This window comes from Streptomyces sp. NBC_00425 (assembly GCF_036030735.1).
Classification (GTDB): Bacteria; Actinomycetota; Actinomycetes; order Streptomycetales; family Streptomycetaceae; genus Streptomyces.
In genome coordinates this window covers 7,657,046-7,671,036 of the sequence record NZ_CP107928.1, presented here as the reverse complement: position 1 = coordinate 7,671,036, position 13,991 = coordinate 7,657,046, and the positions used below count along the sequence as shown (strand labels likewise).

The following is a 13,991-nucleotide window of genomic DNA, read 5'->3' as shown; positions in this document are numbered from 1 at the left end:
GTTCCGCCGTGACGACGACCACGACTTCCACCGACGTACGTCCCGACCCGCCGCACCACCCCGACGTGGGCGACGGATCGCTCGCCGAGTTCGGCTACCGCCAGGAACTGCATCGCAGCCTGGGCCGGTACGCCTCGTTCGCCGCCGGGTTCTCCTTCATCTCCGTCCTGACGACCGTCTTCCAGTTCTTCGCCTTCGGGTACGCCTTCGGCGGCCCGGTCTTCTTCTGGACGTGGCCGGTCGTGCTGGTCGGACAGCTGCTGGTCGCCGCGTGCTTCGCGGAACTGGCGGCGCGCTACCCGATCTCCGGCGCGATCTACCAGTGGTCGTCGCGGCTTTCGACGCCGTCGTTCGGCTGGTTCGCGGGCTGGATCATGGTGATCGGCCAGATCGTGGTGGTCGCGGCGGCGGCTCTCGCGCTGCAGATGGTGCTGCCGGCGATCTGGTCCGGTTTCCAGCTGATCGGCGACGACCCGGCGCCCACCTCCCCCGACGGCGCGGCCAACGCCGCCCTGCTCGGCGTGGTCCTGCTGGTGCTGACCACGCTCGTCAACGTCCTGGACAACCGGGTGATGTCCCTGGTCAACCGGGTCGGCGTGACCGCGGAGATCATCGGCGCGGTCCTCATCGTCGTCCTGCTCCTGACCCACTCCGAGCGCACCCCCGGCATCACCTTCCACACCACGGGCGCGGCCCAGTCCGGGCTGTTCGGGGCGCTCGCGGTGGGCTCGTTCACGGCCGCCTACGTGATGATCGGCTTCGACAGCGCGGGCGAGATGAGCGAGGAGACCCACCACCCCCGGCGTACCGCGCCCCGCACGATCCTCACCGCGCTCGGCGCGGCGGGACTGCTCGGCGGGCTGATCGTGCTCGGCGGACTGCTCGCCGCGCCCAGCCTCAGCGACGGCCGCCTCGGCGTCGACGGGCTCAGCTACGTCCTCACCAGCAGCCTCGGGGACGGCGTGGGCAAGGCGCTGCTGGCCGACGTGGTGGTGGCCATCGCGGTGGCAACCCTCGCCATCCAGACCGCGGCCTGCCGCATGCTGTTCTCCATGGCCCGCGACGGCCAACTGCCCCTCTCCGCCCGCCTCGCGCGCGTGAACCCCCGCACCGGCATGCCGAGCGCCCCCGCACTGGTCGTCGGCGTCCTCGCGGCCGCCCTGCTGCTGCTCAACTTCGCGTCCCCGGACGCCTTCCTGGCCATCGGCACCACCTGCATCGTGATGCTGTACCTGGCGTACGCGATGGTCACCGGGCCGCTGCTGGTCCGCAGGCTGCGCGGCGGATTCTCCTCGGCCGGCACGGACGAGACGGGCGCCCCGCTGTTCTCGCTGGGCCGCTGGGGCGTCCCGGTGAACGCCCTCGCGCTCCTCTACGGCCTGCTGATGACGGTCAACCTGGCCTGGCCGCGGGCCGCGGTGTACGACCCGGCGGGCGGTCACTGGTACTTCCAGTGGTTCACCGTGCTGTTCCTGACCGTGACGGTCGCGGCGGGCGTCGCCTTCCGCGCGTACCGCGGCCGCACGACCGCCCCGGCGACCGCGCTCCCGGAGACGGTCCGAGGACACGCGTAGCCCGAGGACACGCACAGGGCGTGCACGCGTGCGTGCGGGGCGGCCGAGAGTCAGTCGCCCTGCACGCGCGCGTGCAGGTGCATGTCGTGCCAGCCGTCCTGATGGAGTGCCGCACTGCGCCTGGTGCCCTCCAGGGCGAAGCCCGCCTTGCCGGCGACCCGGCAGGAGGCCTCGTTGGCGGTGGCGTGCATCAGCTCCAGACGGTGGAAGCCGATCTCGTCGAAGGCCCACCGGGTGAGGGCGGTCGTGGCGCGCGGCGCGACCCCCCTGCCACGGGCCGCCCTGGTCGTCCAGTACGCGACCTCCGCCACGCCCTCGGCCAGCTGGACGCCGCGCAGCGCCACCCGGCCCAGCAGTTCGTCGGTGTGCGCGTCGACGACGGCCCACTGGGCGCTGCTCTCCTCCTGCCAGCACGTCCGCCACTCCTCGATCCAGCCCGCCACCTCCTCCTCGGAGTCGGCGGCCCGGATGTGCCACTGGTGCATCACCGGGTCCTGGAAGGCGGCGTGGACGGCCGGCGCGTCGCCGGCCCGCCAGGGGCGCAGCAGCAGGCCGTCGCCGGTGCGGAGCTCGGGCTGCGGGGCGCCCGACAGGGTACCGGCGGGCAGGACGGGGTCGGCGGTGTAGGGCATGATCCGCATCCTGCCAAGAAGCCGCGGCCCGTCAACCGGATTTCCCCGTCACCGCACGGGCCTGGGCGCTCGTAGGGCCCCTCCCCGCACCCCCCGCCGTACGCTGGACCCGATGAGACGCCGCACCCCTCCCCCGCCCTCTCCCCTGCCGCAGCGCGACGGGATCGACCCGGTGCGGGTGCGGCTGCCCGGCGAGGGCGCCTGGGCCACCGTCCGGGAGCACCTGGTGGAGCGGCTCGGCGAGGCGCGCGCCCCGATCGTGGACGGGATGCTCGCGGCCGGACTGGTGGTCGGCGCCGACGGGACGTCGGTCGCGCCCGACGCGCCGTACGTGCCGGGCATGTTCGTGTGGTTCCACCGCGAGCTGCCGGCCGAGACGCCCGTGCCGTTCCCGCTGGAGATCGTGTACCGCGACGAGCACGTCGTCGTCGTCGACAAACCCCACTTCCTGGCCACCACCCCGCGCGGCAGCCATGTCACGGAGACGGCCCTGGCCCGGCTACGGCGGGAGCTGGGCCTTCCCGCGCTCGGCGCGGCGCACCGCCTGGACCGGCTCACGGCCGGGCTGGTGCTGTTCACGGTGCGGCCGCAGGAACGCGGCGCCTACCAGGGGCTGTTCCGTGAGCGGCGGGTGCGCAAGGTGTACGAGGCCGTCGCGCCGTACGACCCCGCTCTCCTCCTGCCCCGGACGGTGCGCAGCCGGATCGTCAAGGAGCGCGGGGTGCTGGCCGCCTACGAGGTGTCGGGCGAGCCGAACGCGGTGACCCGCGTGGAACTGCTCGAGCACAGCGCCGCCCGGGGGCTCGGCCGCTACCGGCTGCTGCCCGCGACCGGGCAGACCCACCAGCTGCGCGTCCATCTGAACTCCCTCGGCGTGCCGATCCTCGGGGATCCGCTCTACCCCGAGGTGGCTGCCCCCGTGCCGGCCGGCGACTTCCGGCGTCCGCTGCAACTGCTCGCGCGGGAACTGGAGTTCACCGATCCGGTCACGGGGACGGAGCACCGGCTGCGCAGCGGACGTGTGCTGCAGGCCTGGGCGTCGTACGACCGCTGGGCCGCCGCCGCGCAGCCGGAAACCGCTCGGTGAGCGGTTACGGGAGGCCGGCTCAGTAGCCGCGCCACCAGGCCAGGAAGCGGCGCCAGGCGTTCGGCCTGCGGGTGGGCGCGGCCGGCTGAGCCGCGGCCGGCAGGGGCGGTGCGGGCGGTGCGGGCCGTGGCACGGCGGCTGGCTGGGTGACGGGCTCCGGCGCGGGTGGGGCCTGCGGCGGGGTGCTCACCGGGCGCATGGTCCGCTGCGGCGGGACCGGGGCGTGGCTCGGCTTGTGCTTGACGTCCTGCTGGGGCTTCGGCTCGAACCGGACCGGCAGCTCCACCAGGTGGCGCGAGGCGATGGACGTCGTCCAGCGCAACTCGTCCTCTTCACAGTCGAGTTGGATGTCCGGCAGCCGCATCAGCAGCGCGTCGACGCCGACGTCGGCGATGGCGCGGCCGATGTCCTGGCCGGGGCACTCGTGCGGGCCGCTGCCGAAGGCGAGATGGGAGCGGTTGCCCTGCATGTGGGCGGACAGGTCGGGGCGTACCCGGGGGTCCACGTTGCCCGGCGCGGGCGAGAAGAAGAGGCCGTCGCCCCGGCGGATGCGCTGGCCGCCCAGCTCCGTGTCCTGCTTGGCGAAGTAGCCGAAGATCGTGCTGAACGGGGGCTCGTCCCACAGGGACTGCTCGACCGCCTCCGCCACCGTCATCTGGCCGCCGTTGAGCTGGGCGAGGAAGCGCGGGTCGGTGAGGACCATGCGCAGCACGTTGGAGAGCAGGTTGACGGTGGCCTCGTAGGCGGCGAAGAGGACCAGGCGCAGATGCTCCCTGATCTCGTCGTCGGTGAGTCCGGCAGGGTGGCCGATGAGGTGGCTGGTGAAGTCGTCCTCGGGCTCGGCGCGGCGGCGGGCGGTGAGCCGGCCGAGCGCCCCCACGACGTACTCGTGGCTCGCGACCGCGGTCTCCGTGCCCTTGAGGGCGTCGCGGGCGGCGTGCACCATCGTGTCGTTGTACTCGTCGGGCATGCCCAGGACATGGCACATCACGGCCATCGGGAGGTGCTCGGCGAAGTCGCCGACCAGGTCCGCCCCGCCCTTCTCGCAGAAGCGGTTGACCAGGCGCTGGCTGGAGCGGTTGATGTGGCGGCGCACACTGCGGTCGTCGATGGTGGACAGGGCCGCGGTGACCGCGCCCCGCAGCCGCTTGTGCTCGTCGCCCTCGGCGTGGGCGCAGATGGGCTGCCAGGCGATGTGCGGCATCAGCGGGTGGTCGGGCCTGACCTTGCCGTCCCCCAGCTGCGACCAGATGCGGCTGTCCTTGGTGAACTGCGAGGGCGTGCGCACCATGCGCAGGTTCTCGGCGTGACCGAGGACCATCCACATCGGCAGGTCGTCGTGGATCAGGACGGGCGCCACGGGGCCGTGTTCCTCGCGCAGTCGCTCGTACAGTTCGTTCAGGTCCTCCGCTCCGGGGCCGTAGAGGCGGGCCAGTCCGCCGGGGCCGCGCAGGTGCGCGGGGCAGCCGGTCGGCGGGTCGAGGGCGAGGTCGTGCGGGCCGGTGGGGGCGCCGGTGGGGGTGGGGTGTTCGGGAGTCACAGGGGGTCGCTCCGAAACTGTGCTGAATCCGGTGTCGATGGACGGTGTGCCGTGCGGGTCAGGTGAGGCTGCGGCTGAGCGCCAGGGAGTGCAGGAAGCGCATGAGGGTCATCAGGACGTCGCGGCTGGAGGCGCGGCGTCGGACGTCGCACTCCACGATCGGGATCTCGGGCGGCAGGTCGAGCGCGGCTCTCAGGTCGTCGAGGGGGTAACGGGGCCCGTCGGGGAAGGTGTTGACGGCGACGACGAAGGGCACGCCGCCCTCCTCCAGCCGGCCCATGACCTCGAAGCTGACCTCGAGGCGGCGGGTGTCGACCAGGACGACCGCGCCCAGCGCCCCTTCGAAGAGCCCGTTCCACAAGAACCAGAAACGCTCCTGGCCGGGGGTGCCGAAGAGGTAGAGCACGACCTCTTCGGTGATGCGGATGCGGCCGAAGTCCATGGCCACGGTGGTGGCGGTCTTGGTCTCGGAGCCGTAGTTGTCGTCGACCCCGATGCCCGCCTGGGTCATGGTCTCCTCGGTGGTCAGCGGCCTGATCTCGCTGACGGAGCCGACCATGGTGGTCTTGCCGACGCCGAAGCCGCCCACGATGACGATCTTCGCCGCGGCGGTGGTGGTGTGCGGCAGGTGGTCCTCGGCCCGTGGGCCGGGGAGCGTGTCAGAGCCGTTGAAGTCCATGCATCACCGCTTCGAGAAGGGACCGGTCGGGGAGCTGCTGCCGGACGATGGGGGCGCGTGCCTGGACGAGCTCGGCCGCCAGCATCTCGGTCAGCAGCACCGTCACCACGCTGAACGGCAGGCCCAGATAGGCCGACACCTCGGCCACCGAGAGCGGGGCGCCGCACATCCGCAGCACCGCGATCTGTTCCGGCGGGGCCGACGACGGCGTCTCGGCGCGCGCCACGATCAGCGTGACGAGGTCGAGGGGCGCCCGCTCGCCGTCCGCTCCCGTGATGATGTACAGCCGTTCGGGGTTCTTGCCCTCCCCCTCCTGCGGGGCCTCCGCGCCTTGCGGGGACGGCGGGGGCTGCGGGGGAGGTACGGGCAGGGGTTGTCGCCGCCGGCGTTGCGGAGGGGTCATACGTTCTGCCCGTTGCGCCGGGGAGGACTGGTCAGGTGGGCGCCGATACGGACGACCAGGTCGCGCATCATGCCGCTCATGCGGCCCGCCTCGCAGCGCACGTCGGCGAGGACCGCGAGGTAGGCGTTGGCGCCGGCCGACATCATGTAGAAGTAGCCGCCGCTCAGGTCGATGACGACCATGTCCATCTCGCCGTTGCTGGAGTGGATCTCCTGTCCGACGGCGGTGGCGAGGCTCTGCAGGCCGGCGCAGGCCGCGGCGACCCGGTCGGCGGCGTCGGGGTCGCCGGCGTAGCGGGCGATGCGCAGTCCGTCGGCCGACAGCACCACGATCATCTCGATGCCCGGAACGCCGTCGTAGAGCTCCTTGAGCAGCCAGTCGAAGTTTTGGCGCTGCTGGATCACGTGGTGTCCCCTTCATCGTCGGCCTCGGTCTTGGCCTTGTCTTCGAGCAGGTGCAGGTAGGCGGTCGGATTGCGGGTGAAGTCCGTGGGGTGCACGCCGGGCGGAGCGACCTTCTTCAGGCCCTCCCAGAAGGCCTCGAAGGCCAGTCCGGGCTCGCGCTTCTCCGCCGCGGGCTGCGGCTCCGGCTCGGGCCGTGCGAACGGGTCGGGCTTGCCCTCGCGGGCGGCCTCCTGGGCGGCGTACGCCTCGGCGTAGCGCTGGGTGATCGGGATGGTGGTCTTGCTGCGGCGCTGGGGCAGGCCCTGCTCGGTCCACTCGGTGACCTCGGGCACGTCGTCGGTCAGGGAGACTCCGGCCGGAATGCGCGCGTTGGTGGGGCGGCGCTTCTTGGGCGGGCGCTTGGGGCCCTCGCCGATCGTGCTCAGGTCGATCTGCGGTACGGCGGTGGCGCCGATGCCGTGCGCGAAACCGGGGGCCGGGTCGGAGGTCTGCATCTCGCTCGGCACGATGAGGACGGCCCGGACGCCGCCGTAGGCCGAGGTGCGCAGCGAGACCTGGAGGTTGAACGAGGTGCACAGACGGCCGACGACCGCGAGGCCCAGGCGCGGGGTGCCGCCGACGTCCTGGATGTCGACGCCCGCCTTGGCCTGCTCCAGCATGCGTTCGGCCTTGGCGCGGGCCTCTTCGCTGAGGCTGACGCCGGCGTCCTCGATCTCGATGGCGATGCCGATCTGCACCTCGACCGCGTTGACGTGCACCTTGCTCTGCGGGGGCGAGTAGCGGGTGGCGTTGTCGAGGAGTTCGGCGAGCGCGTGGATGAGCGGTTCGACGGAGAGCCCGCGGATGTTGACCTTGGCGATGGAGTCCAGCTGGATACGCCGGTATTCGAGGATGCGGGACATGGCGCCGCGCAGCACGCTGTACAGCGGGACCGGCTGGGGCCAGTTGCGGCCGGGCCGGCCGCCGCCGAGCACGCCGATGGAGTCGGCGAGGCGTCCGATCAGCGCGGTGCCGTGGTCGATGCGCAGCAGGTCGTCGAAGACCTCGGGGTTGCGGCCGTGGTCCTCCTCCATCTCCCGCAGTTCCGCGGCCTGCTGGTGGACGATGGCCTGCACCCGGCGGGCGACGCTGACGAAGGAACGCTGGGCGGAGTCGCGCAGGGACTCCTCGTGGTCGACGATGTCGAGGATCCTGCGGACCACGGCACGCTGGGAGTCGTCGAGTTCGCGGAACGAAGGATCACTCTCGCTGAGGTCGCGCATCACCTCCCTGGGGGAATTTCCGGCGCGCAGCCACTGGACGGCGCTCGGCACGTGGTCCTGGGCGAGGCGGCGGTTCTCCTCGGCGTGGTCGGCGACGCGTCGTTCCAGGTACTCGAGGCGCTGGTCCCGCTCCGCGCGCAGTTCCCGCAGTCGCCGGCCGCGACGGACCGACTCGGCTCCCGCTGCGATCACCAGAAGGGTGGCGAGGCCTCCGCAGACGCCGACGGCGAACCGGGCCTGCGCCGCCACCAGGGCGACGGCGGCACCGGTCGCCGCGGCCATCAGTATCGCGGGCAGCAACAGCACGCGCGCAAGGGGAAGTTCTCGGCGACCGGGTGGGGACTGAACACTCACCATGTGGGCACCCTCTGTAGGGATCTGTCGTCATCTTCGGGATATCGGGGAACAAGCGCACGAATTCGCCTCAACTCGGTGCGCCGCGGGCGAGCTTAGTCCGACCGGATCATCGCCGTGTCATATTCGGCAACCGCCTGAAACCACTCCCGTACGTGGAGTAATCTCAGCCCATTTGCACGCCACGCAATCATGCGAACACCCTGCGTAACGGAACACGGGTGTGCGAAACAGTTCACCGGGACGGATGAGAGCACCGCCCTTGGGGCGGTACGGGCGAGGCCCGCTCGCCCACGGGGTCAGTCGCGCACGGCCATCGTCAGTCGCGGACGATGCGCAGGGCGGCGTCCGCGGTGGCGCGGGCGAAACGCGGGGCGGAGCCCTCCGGACCCGACCGGCGGACGAGGATGACACCCTCGATGAGCCCGAAGACCAGGTCGGTGCGCACGTCGAGCTCCTCCGCCTCGAGCGCGTCGCCCGCCTTCGTCGCGGCGATCAGCCGACGGTAGGCGTCCTTGAGTTCGGCGCGCACGGCATGGAAGCCGGCGAACCGCTCGGCGCGCACCTCGGGGAGCAGATAGAGGCCGCCGAGGTTGTGGGGGCCGCCGCAGAGCAGCTCCACGTCGGTGCGGCACAGCTCCCACAGCCGCTCCTCGGCCGGCCGCGCGGTGTCGGCGAGCAGCTCGCGGGCGCAGGTCAGCGACGGCGCGACCGTCGACTCCAGCAGGTCGGCGAGCAGCTCCTCCTTGCCGGAGACGTAGTGGTACATGGAGGCCTGGCGCATGCCCGCGCGTTCGGCGACGGCCCGGGTCGTGGTGGCGGCGTAGCCGCGCGTGGTGAACAACTCCGCGGCCGCCACGAGAAGTTCGGCGCGCGGCGCGAGCCCGCTGTCCGGGCGCTGCGCGGCACGCGGCCGGCCCACTCGACGCCCGCTGTCGGTCCCCATGCGTTCGATCCTCGCACACGCACCGGCCCGGCGATCTTCGACCGGGCCCCCGGTGAGGAGTCGGTAACCGGCCCGCAACCGGAGGGCAACGGCGGCGACCCGCCCCGGACCTAATTTCTGTCGGGCGACAGAAATCAACGCGACAGTGACGGAACCGAGCTGCGGAGGTCCGCCATGGCGGCGACAGCGACCACATACGGAGCACGCGCCCACGCCCGGGCCCAGGAGGGCGCACACGCCGAGGCCATGCCGGTGGTCCCGGCCCGGGACTGGCCGGCCCCGCCCTGCGAGGCGGGGCTCCTGGTCTGGGCCGAGACCGTCGCGGGCGGCAACTACACCCACCGCGTCCTGGCCCGGGGGACCGAACTGCGCCTGACCGACCTGCACGGCGACGCCTGCGCCCATCTGCTCCTGTTCGCCGCCGACCGCCCCTGGGAACGGCTGAACGTCGCCGACACGGTCAAGGTGCAGTGGAACGCCTATCTCGGCGAGGGCGTCCTGCTCCTGTCCGACCAGGGGCGCGTTCTCGCCTCGGTCGTCGTCGACACCGCCGGCCGGCACGACGCCCTGTGCGGCACCTCCACACTCGTGCGCAACACCGAGCGCTACGGCGACGGCGCCCCGCAGTCCGCCTCCCCCGCCGGCCGGGAACTGTTCGTCCTGGCCGCCGCGAAGAACGGCCTCGAGCCCCGCGACCTGCCGCCCTCGCTCTCCTTCTTCCAGGGCGTGCGGGTCGGCGAGGACGGCGCCCTCGACTTCATCGGCTCGGCCGGCCCGGGCGGCAGCGTCACCCTGCGCGCCGAACAGGACGTGACGGTCCTGATCGCCAACGTGCCGCACCCGTCCGACCCACGCCCGCGGTACGTCAGCACCGCGCTGGAGGTCCTCGCCTGGCGGGCCGGCCCTACACGGCCGGGCGACCCGCTCTGGGACGCCACCCCCGAGGGCCGCCGCGCCTTCCTCAACACCGCCGAATTCCTCACCGCCCGGGGGCTCGCATGAAGACCGTCGTTCCCGCCCGCGCCGCCTGGTCGTCCGTCGTCCGGGCCGGCGCCGACCTCACCATCACCGACCTGCACGGCAACCAGGCCGTCGACTTCCTCGTGTACGACGCCCACGACACGTCCGTGCGCTACAGCGCCCCCGACACCATCCACGCCCAGGGCGGCATCTTCCTCACCACGGGCAGCGTGCTGATGTCCAACGAGCACACTCCGCTGATGACGGTGACCGCCGACGCCGTCGGCCGCCACGACACCGTCGGCGGCGCCTGCTCCAAGGAGTCCAACACCCTGCGCTACGGCCACCACACCGTCGCCCAGCACGCCTGCGTGGACAACTTCCTCGCCGAGGGCGCCCGCCACGGCCTCGGCAAACGGGACCTGGTCTCCAACATCAACTGGTACATGAACGTGCCCGTCGAGAAGGACGGCACCCTCGGCATCGTCGACGGCCTCTCCGCGCCCGGCCTGTCCCTCTCCCTGCGCGCCGAACGGGACGTGCTGGTGCTGGTCTCCAACTGCCCGCAGATCAACAACCCCTGCAACGGCTTCGAGCCGACGGCGGTGGAGATGACGATCACCGAGGCGGCCGGCGCATGACCTTCGACACGGTGCTGGTCGCCAACCGCGGTGAGATAGCCGTCCGCATCATCCGCACCGCCCGCGAACTCGGCCTGCGCACGGTCGCGGTGTACTCCGACCCCGACCGCTCGGCGCCGCACGTCCGGCTCGCCGACGAGGCGGTGCGGCTCGGACCGGCCCCCGCGAAGGAGTCCTACCTCGACGCCGACCTGGTCCTGCGGGCCGCCAAGGACACCGGGGCCGGCGCGATCCACCCGGGGTACGGCTTCCTCTCCGAGGACGCGTCCTTCGCCCGCCGCTGCGCCGACGCCGGCATCGTCTTCGTCGGCCCGACGCCCGAACAACTGGAACTGTTCGGCGCCAAGCACACCGCCCGGGCTGCGGCGAAGGCGGCCGGGGTGCCGCTGGCGCCGGGCACGGACCTGCTCGCGTCGCTGGCCGAGGCGCAGGAGAAGGCCCAGGTCATCGGCTATCCGGTGATGCTGAAGGCGACCGGCGGCGGCGGCGGGATCGGCATGTCGGCCTGCTCCGGTCCCGACGAGCTCGCCGACGCCTGGGAACGCGTCCAGCGCGTCGCGGCGGCCTCCTTCGCCACCGCCGGAGTCTTCCTGGAACGGCTCGTCGGCGACGCCCGCCACGTCGAGGTCCAGGTGTTCGGCGACGGCGAGGGCGGCGTCGTCGTCCTCGGCGACCGCGACTGCTCGCTGCAGCGCCGCAACCAGAAGGTCCTGGAGGAGGCCCCGGCGCCGGGCATCCCGGACCACGTGCGCGCACGGCTCGCCGCCGGCGCCCGCGACCTGTGCGCCTCCGTGCGCTACCGCTCCGCCGGCACCGTCGAGTACGTCTACGACGCGGCCCGCGAGGAGGCGTACTTCCTCGAGGTCAACACCCGTCTGCAGGTGGAGCATCCGGTCACCGAGGAGATCTACGGCGTCGACCTCGTCGGCTGGATGCTGCGACTGGCGCGCGGCGAGGAGGGCGTCGTCCGCGACCCCGGCCCGCCGAGCGGCCACGCCGTCGAGGCCCGTCTCTACGCGGAGGACCCGAGCCGCGGACACCGGCCCAGCGCCGGCCTGCTGACCCGGGTGGAGTTCCCCGAGGGCGTGCGCGTCGACGGCTGGGTGGAGACCGGCACCGAGGTGACGACGTCGTACGACCCGATGCTCGCGAAGGTCATCGCGCACGGCCCGGACCGCACGCAGGCACTGCGGCGCCTCGACGCCGCCCTGGCCCGCACCCGCGTCGACGGCATCGAGACCAACCTGGGGCTGGTGCGGGCGGCGCTGGCCGACGACCGCCTGGTCACGGCCACCCACTCGACGGCGACCCTCGCCGAGGTGCACGACCCCACCCCGCGCGTCGAGGTGGTCTCCGGCGGCACCCTCACCACCGTCCAGGACTGGCCCGGCCGCACCGGCCACTGGCAGGTCGGCGTCCCCCCGTCCGGCCCGATGGACGACCGTTCCTTCCGCCTCGGCAACCGGGCACTCGGCAACCCCGAGGGCGCCCCCGGCCTGGAGTGCACCCTGCACGGTCCGGCACTGCGGTTCAGCCACGCCACGACCGTCTGCGTGACGGGCGCGCCCGCGACCGTCACCGTGGACGGCGCCGCGGTCGCCCAGTGGGAACCGGTGACCGTGCCCGCCGGCTCCCTGCTGGAGGTCGGCGCGCCGGACGGACCCGGGCTGCGCACCTACGTCCTGTTCGCGGGGAGTCTGGACGTCCCCGCCTTCCTGGGCAGCGCGAGCACCTTCACCCTGGGCCGGTTCGGCGGTCACGGCGGACGGGCGCTGCGGACGGGGGACGTCCTGCACGGCGGGACGACCGCCGAGGGCTCCCCGGTCACGGACCGGCCGTCCTTCGGCGCCGTCTGGGACGTCGGCGCCGTCGAAGGACCCCACGCCGCACCGGAGTTCTTCACCGAGGACGACATCCACGACTTCTACGCCGCAGAGTGGAAGGTCCACTTCAACTCGGCCCGCACCGGCGTGCGTCTGATCGGACCCAAGCCGCGCTGGGCGCGCACCGACGGCGGCGAGGCCGGCCTGCACCCGTCCAACATCCACGACACGCCGTACTCCGTCGGCGCAGTCGACTACACCGGCGACATGCCGGTGCTGCTCGGACCGGACGGGCCCTCGCTCGGCGGGTTCGTGTGCCCGGCGACGGTCCTGAGCTCCGAACGCTGGAAACTGGGCCAGCTGCGCCCCGGCGACACCGTCCGCTTCCGGCCGGTGGACGTGGACGGCGCACCGCGCGCCACGATCGTCGACGGAGGTGTGCTGGCCCGGGACGGCGACGTGACGTACCGGCGCAGCGGCGACGACAACCTGCTGGTCGAGTTCGGCCCCATGCAGCTGGACCTGGCCCTGCGGATGCGGGTGCACGCCCTGATGGAGGCGGTGGCGCAGGCCGGCCAGGACGGCGTCACCGACCTCACCCCGGGCATCCGCTCCCTGCAGATCCGGACCGACCCGGGCCGTCTCCCGCTGACCGAACTCCTCACGGCCGTACGCCGGACGGTGACCGCGCTGCCGCCCACGGACGAGCTGGTCGTGCCCTCCCGCACCGTGCACCTGCCGCTCTCCTGGGACGACCCGGCGACCCGGGAGGCCATCGCGCGCTACATGGCGGGCGTCCGCGACGACGCCCCCTGGTGCCCGTGGAACATCGAGTTCATCCGCCGCGTCAACGGCCTCGGCACGCCCGCGGACGTCTACGACACGGTCTTCGCCGCGGAGTACCTCGTCCTGGGCCTCGGCGACGTCTACCTGGGCGCGCCCGTGGCCACCCCGCTCGACCCCCGCCACCGGCTGGTGACGACGAAGTACAACCCGGCGCGCACCTGGACGGCCGAGAACTCGGTGGGCATCGGCGGCGCGTACCTGTGCGTCTACGGCATGGAAGGCCCCGGCGGCTACCAGTTCGTGGGCCGGACGACCCAGGTGTGGTCGCCGTGGCAGCAGCGCGGGGCGTTCGCACCCGGCTCGCCCTGGCTGCTGCGCTTCTTCGACCGGATCCGCTGGTACCCGGTCGACGCGGACGAACTGCTGGAACTGCGCGCCGACATCACCTCGGGCCGCTTCGTCCCGCGCATCGAGGAGGGCACGTTCTCGCTCGCCGCGTACCGGTCGTTCCTCGCCGAACACGCCGACTCCATCGCCGCGTTCAGAGCGGGGCAGCAGGCGGCGTTCTCGACGGAGCGCGACGCGTGGGAGGCGGCGGGCGAGTTCGCGCGGGCGGAGGCGGCGACGGCGCCGCCCGCACCCCCCGCCGAGGTGACCCTCCCCGCGGGCGGCCGGCTGGTCGAGGCGGAGTTCGCGGCGTCCGTGTGGCAGGTGAACGTCTCGCCCGGGGACGAGGTGAGCGCGGGTCAGCCGCTGCTCGCCCTGGAGGCGATGAAGATGGAGTCCAGGGTGCACGCGCCGGTCGACGCCGTGGTGGCGCAGGTGCTGGCCCGGCCCGGCGACCAGGTGGAGGCGGGGACGGCGCTGGTCGTCCTGGCCCCGGCCGCGAACTGAGAGGAA

Annotated in this window: 12 protein-coding genes; 5 read left to right on the top strand and 7 right to left on the bottom strand. The window is 72.8% G+C overall.

From position 1 onward, the window contains the following. Nucleotides 1–8 precede the first annotated feature (8 nt). Nucleotides 9–1,574 (top strand): amino acid permease, encoded by a 1,566-nt coding sequence (locus OHS82_RS33745; protein ID WP_107105238.1) that lies wholly within the window; start codon nucleotides 9–11, stop codon nucleotides 1,572–1,574. Nucleotides 1,575–1,624: 50 nt separating this feature from the next. On the opposite strand, the gene OHS82_RS33740 is transcribed toward OHS82_RS33745, so the two are convergent. Then, nucleotides 1,625–2,206: a GNAT family N-acetyltransferase gene (locus tag OHS82_RS33740; protein ID WP_328435149.1), complete on the bottom strand. Its 582-nt coding sequence runs from the start codon at nucleotides 2,204–2,206 to the stop codon at nucleotides 1,625–1,627. A gap of 112 nt (nucleotides 2,207–2,318) precedes the next feature. Between OHS82_RS33740 and OHS82_RS33735 the strand changes: the two genes are divergently transcribed. Further along, complete coding sequence (locus OHS82_RS33735) at nucleotides 2,319–3,293, top strand: RluA family pseudouridine synthase (RefSeq protein WP_057579576.1); 975 nt, start codon at nucleotides 2,319–2,321, stop codon at nucleotides 3,291–3,293. 19 nt (nucleotides 3,294–3,312) lie between these two features. Here the strand turns inward: OHS82_RS33735 and OHS82_RS33730 are convergent, their stop codons facing one another. The 6 genes from OHS82_RS33730 to OHS82_RS33705 form a co-directional block, all read right to left on the bottom strand. After that, entirely contained in the window at nucleotides 3,313–4,833 is a 1,521-nt protein-coding gene (locus OHS82_RS33730; RefSeq protein ID WP_328435148.1) for a cytochrome P450, read from the bottom strand. Between the two features lie 58 nt (nucleotides 4,834–4,891). Beyond that, nucleotides 4,892–5,512: a GTP-binding protein gene (locus OHS82_RS33725; protein WP_057579580.1), complete on the bottom strand. Its 621-nt coding sequence runs from the start codon at nucleotides 5,510–5,512 to the stop codon at nucleotides 4,892–4,894. Then, entirely contained in the window at nucleotides 5,493–5,915 is a 423-nt protein-coding gene (locus tag OHS82_RS33720; RefSeq protein ID WP_057579583.1) for a DUF742 domain-containing protein, read from the bottom strand. The genes OHS82_RS33725 and OHS82_RS33720 overlap by 20 nt, the downstream gene beginning before the upstream one ends. Beyond that, a complete protein-coding gene (locus OHS82_RS33715; RefSeq protein ID WP_057579584.1) occupies nucleotides 5,912–6,319 on the bottom strand; it encodes a roadblock/LC7 domain-containing protein in 408 nt (135 codons plus the stop codon). Before OHS82_RS33715 ends, OHS82_RS33720 begins: the two co-directional genes overlap by 4 nt. Beyond that, a complete protein-coding gene (locus OHS82_RS33710) occupies nucleotides 6,316–7,938 on the bottom strand; it encodes a sensor histidine kinase (protein WP_328435147.1) in 1,623 nt (540 codons plus the stop codon). The genes OHS82_RS33715 and OHS82_RS33710 overlap by 4 nt, the downstream gene beginning before the upstream one ends. Before the next feature lie 316 nt (nucleotides 7,939–8,254). Next, a complete protein-coding gene (locus OHS82_RS33705) occupies nucleotides 8,255–8,881 on the bottom strand; it encodes a TetR/AcrR family transcriptional regulator (RefSeq protein WP_057579587.1) in 627 nt (208 codons plus the stop codon). Between the two features lie 174 nt (nucleotides 8,882–9,055). Here OHS82_RS33705 and OHS82_RS33700 point away from each other — a divergent pair, with 174 nt between their 5' ends. From OHS82_RS33700 to OHS82_RS33690, 3 genes are read left to right on the top strand one after another with little or no spacing between them, the layout of a single operon-like run. Continuing rightward, nucleotides 9,056–9,883 (top strand): urea amidolyase associated protein UAAP1, encoded by an 828-nt coding sequence (locus OHS82_RS33700; protein WP_057579589.1) that lies wholly within the window; start codon nucleotides 9,056–9,058, stop codon nucleotides 9,881–9,883. Then, nucleotides 9,880–10,482: an urea amidolyase associated protein UAAP2 gene (locus tag OHS82_RS33695; protein WP_057579591.1), complete on the top strand. Its 603-nt coding sequence runs from the start codon at nucleotides 9,880–9,882 to the stop codon at nucleotides 10,480–10,482. Before OHS82_RS33700 ends, OHS82_RS33695 begins: the two co-directional genes overlap by 4 nt. Further along, entirely contained in the window at nucleotides 10,479–13,985 is a 3,507-nt protein-coding gene (locus OHS82_RS33690; RefSeq protein ID WP_328435146.1) for a 5-oxoprolinase/urea amidolyase family protein, read from the top strand. The genes OHS82_RS33695 and OHS82_RS33690 overlap by 4 nt, the downstream gene beginning before the upstream one ends. Nucleotides 13,986–13,991: the final 6 nt, after the last annotated feature.

What these genes read in the sequence shown, in the direction of transcription:
- OHS82_RS33740 (WP_328435149.1), bottom strand. Translation starts at nt 2,206, where the DNA reads ATGCCCTACACCGCCGACCCCGTCCTGCCCGCCGGTACCCTGTCGGGC.
- OHS82_RS33735 (WP_057579576.1), top strand. Translation starts at nt 2,319, where the DNA reads ATGAGACGCCGCACCCCTCCCCCGCCCTCTCCCCTGCCGCAGCGCGAC.
- OHS82_RS33725 (WP_057579580.1), bottom strand. Translation starts at nt 5,512, where the DNA reads ATGGACTTCAACGGCTCTGACACGCTCCCCGGCCCACGGGCCGAGGAC.
- OHS82_RS33720 (WP_057579583.1), bottom strand. Translation starts at nt 5,915, where the DNA reads ATGACCCCTCCGCAACGCCGGCGGCGACAACCCCTGCCCGTACCTCCC.
- OHS82_RS33710 (WP_328435147.1), bottom strand. Translation starts at nt 7,938, where the DNA reads ATGGTGAGTGTTCAGTCCCCACCCGGTCGCCGAGAACTTCCCCTTGCG.
- OHS82_RS33705 (WP_057579587.1), bottom strand. Translation starts at nt 8,881, where the DNA reads ATGGGGACCGACAGCGGGCGTCGAGTGGGCCGGCCGCGTGCCGCGCAG.
- OHS82_RS33700 (WP_057579589.1), top strand. Translation starts at nt 9,056, where the DNA reads ATGGCGGCGACAGCGACCACATACGGAGCACGCGCCCACGCCCGGGCC.
- OHS82_RS33695 (WP_057579591.1), top strand. Translation starts at nt 9,880, where the DNA reads ATGAAGACCGTCGTTCCCGCCCGCGCCGCCTGGTCGTCCGTCGTCCGG.
- OHS82_RS33690 (WP_328435146.1), top strand. Translation starts at nt 10,479, where the DNA reads ATGACCTTCGACACGGTGCTGGTCGCCAACCGCGGTGAGATAGCCGTC.